This is a genomic window from Bacteroides sp. 1_1_14 (assembly GCF_000162515.1).
Taxonomy (GTDB): domain Bacteria; phylum Bacteroidota; class Bacteroidia; order Bacteroidales; family Bacteroidaceae; genus Bacteroides; species Bacteroides thetaiotaomicron.
Genome location: NZ_GG774705.1, coordinates 212650 through 223578, shown reverse-complemented (window position 1 = coordinate 223578; position 10929 = coordinate 212650). Strand labels below are relative to the sequence as shown.

7 protein-coding genes and 2 pseudogenes are annotated in these 10929 nt (G+C 43.0%); 3 read left to right on the top strand and 6 right to left on the bottom strand.

The window, feature by feature from the left end:
- Positions 1-270: 270 nt before the first annotated feature.
- Positions 271-399: pseudogene (locus tag HMPREF9007_RS26805) on the bottom strand (RtcB family protein); the annotation flags it as partial.
- Positions 400-552: 153 nt separating this feature from the next.
- Between HMPREF9007_RS26805 and HMPREF9007_RS14020 the strand changes: the two are divergent.
- The 3 genes from HMPREF9007_RS14020 to HMPREF9007_RS14035 all read left to right on the top strand — a co-directional run bounded on the left by HMPREF9007_RS14020 (position 553) and on the right by HMPREF9007_RS14035 (position 2886).
- Positions 553-1461, top strand: coding sequence for an SDR family oxidoreductase (locus HMPREF9007_RS14020; RefSeq protein WP_008761399.1), 909 nt, complete (start codon positions 553-555; stop codon positions 1459-1461).
- A 529-nt stretch (positions 1462-1990) separates the two neighbouring features.
- On the top strand, positions 1991-2269 hold the full coding sequence (locus HMPREF9007_RS14030) for a LysO family transporter (protein WP_008765593.1): 279 nt from the start codon (positions 1991-1993) through the stop codon (positions 2267-2269).
- The gene (locus HMPREF9007_RS14035; RefSeq protein WP_008761396.1) at positions 2266-2886 is read left to right on the top strand and encodes a lysine exporter LysO family protein; all 621 of its coding nucleotides are present in this window, start codon (positions 2266-2268) and stop codon (positions 2884-2886) included. Before HMPREF9007_RS14030 ends, HMPREF9007_RS14035 begins: the two co-directional genes overlap by 4 nt.
- 1 nt (position 2887) lies before the next feature.
- Here HMPREF9007_RS14035 and HMPREF9007_RS14040 read toward each other — a convergent pair.
- The 5 genes and pseudogenes from HMPREF9007_RS14040 to HMPREF9007_RS14060 all read right to left on the bottom strand — a co-directional run bounded on the left by HMPREF9007_RS14040 (position 2888) and on the right by HMPREF9007_RS14060 (position 10929).
- Positions 2888-5433 (bottom strand): annotated as a pseudogene (locus tag HMPREF9007_RS14040) (helix-turn-helix domain-containing protein).
- A gap of 233 nt (positions 5434-5666) precedes the next feature.
- Positions 5667-7634, bottom strand: a complete 1968-nt coding sequence (locus HMPREF9007_RS14045) for an LruC domain-containing protein (RefSeq protein WP_032850357.1) — start codon at positions 7632-7634, stop codon at positions 5667-5669.
- 165 nt (positions 7635-7799) lie between these two features.
- Entirely contained in the window at positions 7800-8696 is an 897-nt protein-coding gene (locus HMPREF9007_RS14050; protein ID WP_008761394.1) for a F0F1 ATP synthase subunit gamma, read from the bottom strand.
- Positions 8697-8785: 89 nt separating this feature from the next.
- Positions 8786-10369 carry a F0F1 ATP synthase subunit alpha gene (gene atpA, locus HMPREF9007_RS14055; RefSeq protein ID WP_008761393.1) on the bottom strand — a complete coding sequence of 528 codons (1584 nt, stop codon included), beginning with the start codon at positions 10367-10369 and terminating at the stop codon, positions 8786-8788.
- Positions 10369-10929, bottom strand: coding sequence for a F0F1 ATP synthase subunit delta (locus HMPREF9007_RS14060; RefSeq protein WP_008761392.1), 561 nt, complete (start codon positions 10927-10929; stop codon positions 10369-10371). Before HMPREF9007_RS14060 ends, atpA begins: the two co-directional genes overlap by 1 nt.

Here is a 10929-nt window from a genome sequence, read left to right as displayed (position 1 = left end):
GGCCTCAAAAAAGAAGAAACAGCATGGTATGCAGCTACTCACTAGGAACAAGAGATAAGATCAGGAAATCTCTTAATAAAAATAGAATCGAGAATTCAAATTCTTAATCAATGTTATAAAACATACTATTTTTCTTGGATAATTTGCAAAGTTCGCAGAAGTCCGTATCTTTGCAATGTGTTTTTCATAGTATTAGATTTAAGGTTAACAAAGGTTGGAGCAAGGCGTTGCTCCTTTTTTTATGTCCATACCTCATCTCGTCAGCTAATTTTATCCTTTGATCACCGCCATAGGCGCCAATTCCACCAAAGGCTTTACTAAATCCCGCTCATTAGCGATTACTTGCGCAATATCTTTGTAAGCTCCCGGTGCTTCATCCAATCCATCCGGCATGCGCATCGGACCTGATAATGATATGCTTAAATTCGCAAAAGAGCAAAAGAAAAAGGGAACTACGAAATCTATTTGCGTAACTAAAATTATTTTCTACTTTTGTGAAAATAAATATAGAAAGCCATATTTCTGAACCGAACGACTATATAGAAACAGCCCATGAAGAATATAATGATTATCGGTGCCAATGGATTCACCGGACGCCAGATACTGAATGACCTGTCAAGCAAGGCACAATATAAGGTAACAGGATGTTCCCTTCATCCGGATATCCTTCCGAGAAATGGAGGTAACTATCATTTCATCACCACAGATATACGGGATGAAGCAGCCGTAAAGCAACTTTTCAAAGAGGTACAACCCGATGTAGTCATCAACTGTTCCGCCTTATCCGTCCCCGATTATTGCGAAACGCATCACGAAGAAGCCTGGCTAACAAATGTTACGGCAGTAGAACAATTGGCACATCTCTGCGAAAGTTACAAAAGTCGGTTCATTCATTTATCTACAGACTTTGTCTTTGACGGAAAGATAGACGAGAAGTCCGGACAGCTTTATACAGAAGAAAGTCTCCCCGCTCCTGTCAACTATTACGGTTTCACCAAATGGAAAGGAGAAGAGAAAGTGGCTGAAATCTGTAGTAACTATGCCATTGCCCGCGTAGAGATTGTCTACGGAAAAGCACTACCAGGACAGCATGGAAACATCGTGCAACTGGTGATGAATCGTTTGAATGCAGGACAAGAAATCCGTGTCGTATCAGATCAATGGCGCACGCCCACCTATGTAGGTGACGTATCAGCCGGAGTACAACACCTGGTAGAAAATGCCGCAAACGGAATTTTTCATATCTGTGGCGAGGAATGCCTGACCATCGCAGAAATTGCTTTTCAGGTAGCAGACTACATGAAGCTGGACTGTTCGCTCGTTCACCCTGCCACAACAGAAGAAATACAAGAAGCTACTCCCCGTCCCCGTTTCAGTGGAATGAGCATAGCAAAAGCCCGGACTATACTTGGTTACCAGCCACGAAAGCTGAAAGACATTCTCATGGAGTGGAAACATTAACCGGCAAATCCTATTAATCAGATTGTTTGCACAAATGAAAGTATGTGCTCTACACAACATAGAAATTTGACTCAGGCATCGAACTGGCAACTAAATAAAAATGATATAAACACATAATATATAAAGGTTAAGGTCTACATAACCAAGTTTTTACTACATTCTATTCCTTGTTTCAGCTACCTTTCCCATTCTAATTATTGCATATTTATTTTGAAAATATGCAATAAGTTCTTATCTTTGCACCCGAATTAAAGAACCAGAAGATGAATCAAACATTACAATTACATAACGCCCTTATATTTCATGCGGAAATTCCCAATTTCTGCACGTCATGTTGCGTGCATGTACATTGGTTCAGCGGATTCATCTAAATTCCCCTTACTCATTCTTACCCCTAACTGCCTGTTGACTTATTTCGTTACTCACAGACAGTATTTCCATCTGATTGTCAATAAGATGTATGTCTTTTTGGGGATTATCTATGCTATTTATGAATTGTTTAACCTAACCAACTAAAATATATTACAATATGTTCTCTATTATATCTACCATGTTTTTGGGAATCGGTATCGGATACGGATTACGTAACTGGAGTATCTTACAAAAGACTGAAAAGACAATTTCTCTTACAATATTCCTGTTACTCTTTATCCTTGGAGTATCCATTGGCTCTAATAGCCTGATTGTGAATAATCTCGGTAAGTTTGGATGGCAGGCGATCATTCTTGCCGTATCCGGCGTATTAGGGAGCTTGTTGGCTGCCCGGCTTGTGTTACAACTATTTTTCAAGAAAGGAGGTAAACAATGAAAGGAAGTCTCATCGTTATCGTATTTTTCTGTGTAGGCTGTATCATGGGAGTTTTTAATAAATTCCAGTTCGACACACATACTGTTTCCATGTATATACTATATGCGTTGATGCTGCAAGTAGGAATCAGCATCGGTTCCAATAAGAACCTGAAAGCGATCATCTCACATTTGCACCCGAAAATGCTGCTGATTCCATTGGGTACCATTACCGGCACATTGTTGTTTTCTGCCTTGGCAAGCATTTTGCTAAGTCAATGGAGTGTATTCGACTGTATGGCAGTAGGAAGCGGATTCGCCTATTATTCGCTATCTTCCATCCTGATCACTCAGTTCAAGGAACCGACCATCGGAATACAGTTGGCTACAGAGCTGGGTACCATTGCCCTGCTGACTAATATCTTCCGCGAAATGATGGCACTTCTAGGTACACCGCTTATCAAGAAGTATTTCGGAAAACTTGCTCCCATTTCAGCGGCAGGAGTCAACTCAATGGATGTATTATTACCTTCCATCAGCAGATATTCGGGAAAAGAAATGATTCCTATCGCTATTTTGCATGGTATTCTGATCGATATCAGCGTGCCTGTATTCGTTTCTTTCTTCTGTAACTTATAACCTAACGCCCCACCGTCGCCAACACAAAACGAATATCAGCGTAAGAAACATCATCTCCCAATGCAGCTTTAATAGCTACTACTCCCATAAATTCATGGGTCTCCAGATAAGTCCGGACCTTCTTTATCTTGTCCGCTGTCACTACCTGTTCCAACTTTATTTTATCTTCACGGAGATAATGTTCCAGATGAGTAGCAATCGTTCCTGTCACCAAATCACGAGCTTTGGCTATCTCTTCTATCGTCATCCCCTGGCAAAACATTTCATAACTCACCAGCTTTGAATCTTTCTTCTTCTCCTTCTCCTCATTATGCTGTGCATCCAGCTTTCTTTCCCTTGCATCCTCTTTCCCCGAAACAGAAGTAAAGATCTCCGGTCGTTCCAGTTTGTTCTCCTTCATATATTTGCGCACAATGCCCAAAATTTCAAGTCCGTACTTCTCCACTCCTTTTGCGCCGAAATAAGGTATCGCTTCCAAAGCTGCCGGTGTATCCGGCAACAGATTCACAATACCCATCAATGCCTTTTGCTGCATGATCACATAAGCCGGCATATTCACTTCGCGCGTCTTTGCCGTTCTCCATTCCGACAGAACACGATAAAGTTCCGGATGCAGAATATCCGTCGGAACTTCTACTTTCACCTTTCCTGAATTGCTGCGAGTGCGTTCTTTCCGTTCTTTTTCTCCTTCGGAGCCTTGGTAGAAGAACCGGAAGAAGCAGTTTCCCCTTCGAGATTCAACATCACTTTCGCCTTCCGTTTCAGATAATCCGTTACCGTAAATTTCTCCGTCCGCATCGCATCCAGCAAAGACTCTTTAATCCATAAAGCATCGTCCAATGCCTGCAAACGTTCATTCAGTTGTTTCCGCAACTCTTTATTATCAAGAGGCATACTGGTCTTGTCAAACAGCGCCCGGACAGGAAGCAATGCTTCACAAAAATAAGCAGCACCGGAATGAATCCTTTGCTGTAGCTCCTCATTTCCGGCATAATTTTCATTCTCGTTAATCAGACGCGTATATTGATTACGAAAGCGATTGGAAACTTCCACCACCTTCTCTTTGAGATGCGGAGCCAGTTCTTTATACTCGGCAAGCAACTTCGGATAAAGTTTATAAAGCTCTTCATCCATCATCCGGAGCAACCGCTTATAAGCCTGCTCAAGCGAATAGAAATTAAATAAATCATTCAACAGATCATAGAAATAAGCCTTTTGCATGTCGTTCAACTGCTTGCTCCCCGGTTTATTCTGTTCCACATCTCTTGTGAAATTATCTACAATGCTATCGCTGATTATCGCCTCCCTACGCAAAGGAGTCTCCAACACCATTCCTTCCAGAGTCTTGCAACGGCTCAATGCTACATACGTCTGCCCATGAGCAAAAGAGTTACGAGCATCGATAATCGCCCGCTCAAACGTCAGACCCTGACTCTTATGAATCGTGATAGCCCACGCCAGACGGATGGGATATTGCCGGAACACACCTTCTATTTCTTCCGTGATCTCCTTCGTTTCTTCGTTCAGCACATACTTATAATTCCCCCATTCTTCGGGCAACAACTGAAAGACATCACTACTGTCTTTTCCACGTACGGACATTCCTCTTTCGTCAACACTCATCACTTCGCCTATCATGCCGTTATAGTAACGTTTTTCTGATGAAACGTCATTCTTAAGGAACATGATCTGTGCTCCTTCCTTGACTGTAAGCACTTCATCCGCAGGGTACGAGTACTCAGGAAAATTTCCCTCTATCTCCGCCCGAAAACTATAAGCCCGTCCGGACAGTGATGCCAGTTCACGGTCGTTCACCTGCTGGGCCTGATAGTTATGCGTTGTCAGTCGGATATACCCTTCTTCTTTCCGTGGACGAAAACCGGGCTGATAACGACGATTCAATTCGTTCAACACTTCATCATCTGCTTTATTTTCGCGTATCTTGTTCAGAAGAGAAAGAAAGAAAGTATCACTCTGACGGTAGACTTTCTTTAGTTCAATGGTCATATACACCGTTTCCTTCAGTGCACGGCTGGCAAAAAAATATGGAGTCTCGTAATGATTCTTCAGTAGCTCCCATTCATTGTCTTTTACCACAGGAGCCAACTGTTGCAAGTCGCCGATCATCAGCAACTGCACACCTCCGAAAGGTTTTTCACGGTCACGATAACGACGTAAAGCCGCGTCCACAGCGTCCAGCAAATCTGCACGTACCATACTGATTTCGTCGATAACAAGCAGATCCATGCTGCGGATAATATTCCGTTTCTCTTTGCTGAAACGGTAGTGCATCTTGGCAGAATTGAAAGTCGTTTCCGGCACAAACGGAGCAAAAGACAACTGAAAGAATGAATGAATCGTCACCCCTCCGGCGTTGATAGCTGCGATTCCTGTTGGAGCCAATACGACCATGCGCTTGGGGGTATGTTCTCTCAATCGTTTTAGAAATGTAGTTTTTCCGGTTCCGGCTTTTCCGGTAAGAAACAGATGCGTGCCTGTATTTTCAATGAACTGCCAAGCTAGTTGTAGTTCAGGATTATTTTCCATGTTTCCTCTAATTTTCGGTAAAGGTACTGAATAGATTCCAACCACCGAAATTGAATGTAAGGAAAAGCAATAATCAAGCCGATATTTTCATCATCATTTCTTTACTCCCGAAATATTTGTATACAAATAAACAAAAAAGGTCCCGGTATCTTCTCGCTTGAAGTACACCGGGACCGGATCAAATCAGAACACAAAGTCGTGTCACAGTTATATATCGAAATTGTTTTTGTTTCTTAATTCTTGGAAGACTGATATCTCTTGTACCAATCTGTAGATTTTGATCCCCAAGAATCAGCCCAATTCTTGAAATAAGGATATTCCGTATCAATGTTATGCGTCTCCGTCACCGGAATGAAATTCAACATCGGAATATCGATGGCAAACGGATAAGCTCCGTCACGATCAATGTAATAGACATCCTTACTAGAACCTATCAGCGATTTGTCAGCATAAGATGTCGGTGAATATTTAGGCAGATGTACTTCCGTCCGGTTCTGTTGCCCTGCCGCATATTTTACTATAATGTACGGATTATATATCTTCAGATTCTCCTTATTAAAAGTGGCCTTTTCAAAGGTTCTGGTTATCGTACATGTACCCACTTTCCCCTTAACAGCTTGTTTTACACTTGGGAATACAATAATAGAAGACGTTTCGCTCTCCACTTTTATATCCTTATCTGAAGTCACTTTACCAAACCGTCCTCCATCTATCTGATAAGCAAATGCATTATCATACATCGCTCCGTCGTGTGTGGGCGTAAATGTATCCACAATCTTATTTATCATGTTTTCTGTGTTGAAATATATGGCACGATTATATTCTACGATCACGTCGTTCATGTCATAATCTCCCCCGTCAGGCCAAATATCTTCAAAGGCTAAAGTCCCCTTTAAGTTCTCCTGTGCATCCGGCTTTTCTATTGGTTTATCATCACTCGGGATATTGGGTCTGTTCGGATTATCAATAGAACTTTCCGGAGAAGCATCTACATAAAATAGTAGATCACAAAAACTTCTGTTTGCTCCATCTTCCACACCAATAATGGTTTTTCCACTCTTTTCATCTTTTACAGATACGAAACCACCATTAGAATACCCATTAGAAGTTATTAATGGCTTTGTAATGTCAATTTCATTCTCATTTTGATGATACCCATCTGCATATATAAACCATCCTACTGTATATCCTTTCGGAAATTTCTCACTTGGTTTACCATCCTCACCCCAAAAGAGCAGACGTACTTTATCTCCACACTTCAAAATAGATAAAGCTCCATTATATACGGAAAAAGCAACATTTGGAAATACGATATACTTCCTCATATTAGAGTTACTAACTCCATCACTTGTTTTATAATAATAATATCCAAATGAATTATTAAATGAAGCGTCCCTGTCAAGAAAGACCAAATCTAATGTAGTTCCCTCTTGTGTTACATTAATATTAGTGATTTCAGATCCCTTATACAAATAAGCGTTGTCAACAGAACCTCCGGATGGCTTGAAAAAAGAGTTTAAACGTTCTACAAGATTTCCAATCAATTCATTACCCACTTGTTTTTGAGGTGTTACATATCCATTATTAATAGGGTCTGGCTTTCCTGTTTGACTATTATAAATATAGGTGAGATTTCCTCCTTCTCCCCACTTACACAATGAATACAAATTAGCACCGGAATTGATAAGATACGGCACGTTACCTTTCGAAAAGTCATAAGAACGCGTTACCGCTTTAGTATTGGCAGTAGGAGAATCCTTTTTACTCATATCAAAACTAGCCATCCCATCTTTGATATCTAGTTTTACGCATCGGGGCACTCCCCAGCTTGATGTATACAAGTAAACAGTCTCTACAGAAGTCGGAATATTCATTTTCCCTTCATATTTTCCATTTCCATCCGTAAAAATTTTGAATAAAGCTTCAACCCCTTCTTTCTTTACCGGAACATTGTCCACTACTTCCATCGGGTCTTCATCATACACTTCAAGTAGAGCCACAAGTCCGGGGACATCATAGTTTACTGAGAGGTTCACGTCGCCACGTGTTTCAAATCCGAAATACTCGCTAGGGTCCGGAAGAGGTTCTTTTCCATAATTAGGATCGTACAGATCTTTTTCCATACATCCAGCCAACAGCCCACCAATCAATGCTGCCGTAGCAATAGCACCAGAAATGCCGAATAATCGCTTTTGTGTCATAATCTATATATTTGTTTTGTTAGTTATCAAGGCTTGTTTTGTTCCCATCAAAACAATCTCACCTCTCAAATAATTTTCAAATATATAGATTATTTAATTACCAGCCGGACAAAGCTTAAAAACGGAATACCGATTCACAAAATAGTGTTATCGTGCAATCTTTATTTACTGCATAGAACCACCCACGATATCCAATAATTCGTTGGTAATAGCCTGCTGGCGACTCTTATTATATTGCTTCGTCAAATCCTGGATCAATTCGTTCGCATTGTCCGTAGCCACCTGCATCGCCAATGTGCGTGCCGCATGTTCCGAAGCGTTCGAATCCACGGCAGCCGTAAAAAGCTTCTGGCTCAATACCGTTGGGATCAGATTGGCGATCAGTTCCTCTGCAGAAGGTTCGATAATGTAATCATTCGCTATTTCACCTCCTTGTACTTCTTCTTCCTTTTGCTTCTCTTCCTCATCCACGACCCGTGTCAGGTCAATAGGCAGATAAGTTTCGCGAAGCAGAATCTGCACGCCCATTGATTTAAAATGATGATAGATCAGTTCTACCCGGTCTATTTCTCCGGATACGTACATTTCCATCAGGCGATGTGCCAGTTCGGAAGCCTCCTGATACGATGGTTTGTCGGAAAGCGTCGGTGAAGTCTCCTGCGGTTCGAATCCCAGGCGCTTCACTGCTTCATCCACCTTCTTCCCTACCGGGAATATCAGGATATTATCCTGTCCCAGTGTACGAAACTCACCGACTGTTTGCAGCAGCATCTTAATCACATTTGCATTAAAAGCACCACAGAGCGACGTATTCGAAGAAAAGGCAACGATTGCCACACGCTTCACTTCCCTCGCCTTGATGTAAGGAGATTCAACAGGAAGGTCGGCACTCAGGAAGTTGGTCAGAATCTTGTTGAGCTTCCTTTCATAAGGCAGCATATTTTCAATGGCTCCTTGTGCCTTGTGTAACTTGGCAGAAGCCACCATCTTCATTGCTGAAGTGATTTTTCGGGTACTCTTTACCGAATTTATTCTGGTTTTTACTTCTTTCAGTGAAGCCATAACTATTTAAATTAAGAATTAAGAATGAGTGTGTGTCAAAAGTCAGTCCCAGTTCAGTTACTATTGACTTTTGACACAGCGTCTTCATTTTATAAATATTGTTTGGCAACCATAGCGGCAGTCTCTTCGATAGCCTTGGTCACGTTATCGTCTATCACACCGGTTCTCAGAACGTCCAGCACATCTTCCTGATGATTGAGTTGTAGAGATTCGATGAAGCTGCGTTCAAAATCCTGTACGTTTTCCAAGGGAACATCGTGGAGCAGACCGTGCGTGCCGCAATACAGAATAGCAATCTGTTGTTCTACCGGCATCGGACTATACTGAGGCTGAATCAGCAATTGTGCATTCTTACGTCCCTTGTCGATAGTCATCGCCGTAATGGGGTCCATATCACTGCTAAACTTGGAGAAGGCTTCCAGTTCACGATACTGTGCCTGGTCCATCTTCAAGGTTCCGGCCACTTTCTTCATCGCCTTAATCTGAGCGTTACCACCTACACGGGATACAGAAATACCGACATTGATAGCCGGACGGACACCTTGATTAAACAAGTCCGTTTCGAGGAATATCTGTCCGTCGGTAATAGAAATCACGTTCGTCGGGATATATGCCGAAACGTCTCCTGCCTGCGTCTCAATGATAGGCAGAGCTGTGAGTGAACCACCACCTTTCACGATACCTTTCAGGCTCTCCGGAAGGTCGTTCATTTCGCGTGCCACTTCTTCTTCCTTGATGATCTTTGCCGCACGTTCCAACAGACGTGAGTGCAGGTAGAAGATATCACCCGGATATGCCTCACGTCCGGACGGACGACGAAGAATCAACGATACTTCCCGATAAGCAACTGCCTGCTTGGAAAGGTCATCATAAACCACCAGCGCATGACGGCCGGTATCACGGAAATATTCACCGATGGCAGCTCCTGCAAACGGTGCATAATACTGCAACGCTGCCGGATCACCTGCCGTAGCGGCAACGACAATCGTGTAATCCATCGCTCCATACTCACGGAGCGTATTTACGATAGAAGCCACGGTAGAACCTTTCTGACCGATAGCTACATAAATACAGTACACCGGGTCACCTGCCAGAAAGTTATTGCGCTGATTGATAATCGTATCAATCGCAATGGAAGTTTTTCCTGTCTGACGGTCGCCGATAATCAGCTCACGCTGTCCGCGTCCGATAGGAATCATAGCGTCTACAGCTTTCAAGCCCGTCTGTAACGGTTGGTTTACCGGCTGGCGGTAGATAACTCCCGGCGCTTTGCGTTCCAACGGCATTTCATACAGTTCTCCACCGATCAGCCCTTTTCCGTCGAGCGGTTCGCCCAGCGGGTCGATGACACGTCCCAGCATGCTTTCACCTACACGGATTGAGGCGATACGCTTGGTACGTTTCACTATAAAGCCTTCCTTGATTCTGTCGGTAGGTCCCAGCAGAACGGCACCTACGTTGTCCTCTTCGAGGTTCATCACAATGGCTTTGATGCCGTTGTCAAACTCCAGCAATTCGTTGGCTTCGGCGTTCCGCAATCCGTAGATACGTACCACTCCGTCGCTTACCTGGAGCACCGTACCGATCTCGTCGAGCTGCACGTTGGTATTGATACCTTCGAGCTGCTTGCGCAATATATCGGATACTTCGCTTACTCTTATATTTTCAGACATTATACAATTCTCCTATTCTTATCAATAAACTGTTGTTTCACTCGTTTCAACTGCGTGGCAATGCTTGCATCGAGCCGATAATCATTGATATCGAAGATGAAGCCCCCCTCTATCGAGGGATCGATCACAGTATCCAGTTCCATTTGGGCATGCAGAATATGTGCTGCTGCGGAACGGATCCGGTTTTCTGTCTCCTTGTCCACCGGGACTGCCGTAATCAGTTTGCCTACTCCGATGTGTTTCAGTTTCCGGTAAAGATCGAGATACATCAGGCTGATGAACTGCAAATAGCCTTCGCGCCTGTTTCGCAGAACCAGCGTGATGAAACGGACAAACTCTCTGCTGGATTCACCGTTACCATCGGCAGCCGTACATATCAGCGCCAACTTGTCCTTTACCGACACCACAGGATTATCAAGCACTTCGCGCAGTCCCGGCTGGACACGAAAACTGTGAGACAATGTGAAGAATTCGTTGTAGAGTCTATCCTCCACACCTTTCTCCTGAGCGTATTCGATCATCGCTTTGGCATATCGCATTGAGAGTACTCCGACTTCCAT

Excerpts from the sequence above, each read along its gene's own strand:
- HMPREF9007_RS14045 (WP_032850357.1), bottom strand. The coding sequence starts at position 7,634 with ATGACACAAAAGCGATTATTCGGCATTTCTGGTGCTATTGCTACGGCA.
- HMPREF9007_RS14020 (WP_008761399.1), top strand. The coding sequence starts at position 553 with ATGAAGAATATAATGATTATCGGTGCCAATGGATTCACCGGACGCCAG.
- HMPREF9007_RS14035 (WP_008761396.1), top strand. The coding sequence starts at position 2,266 with ATGAAAGGAAGTCTCATCGTTATCGTATTTTTCTGTGTAGGCTGTATC.
- HMPREF9007_RS14060 (WP_008761392.1), bottom strand. The coding sequence starts at position 10,929 with ATGGAAGTCGGAGTACTCTCAATGCGATATGCCAAAGCGATGATCGAA.
- atpA (WP_008761393.1), bottom strand. The coding sequence starts at position 10,369 with ATGTCTGAAAATATAAGAGTAAGCGAAGTATCCGATATATTGCGCAAG.
- HMPREF9007_RS14050 (WP_008761394.1), bottom strand. The coding sequence starts at position 8,696 with ATGGCTTCACTGAAAGAAGTAAAAACCAGAATAAATTCGGTAAAGAGT.
- HMPREF9007_RS14030 (WP_008765593.1), top strand. The coding sequence starts at position 1,991 with ATGTTCTCTATTATATCTACCATGTTTTTGGGAATCGGTATCGGATAC.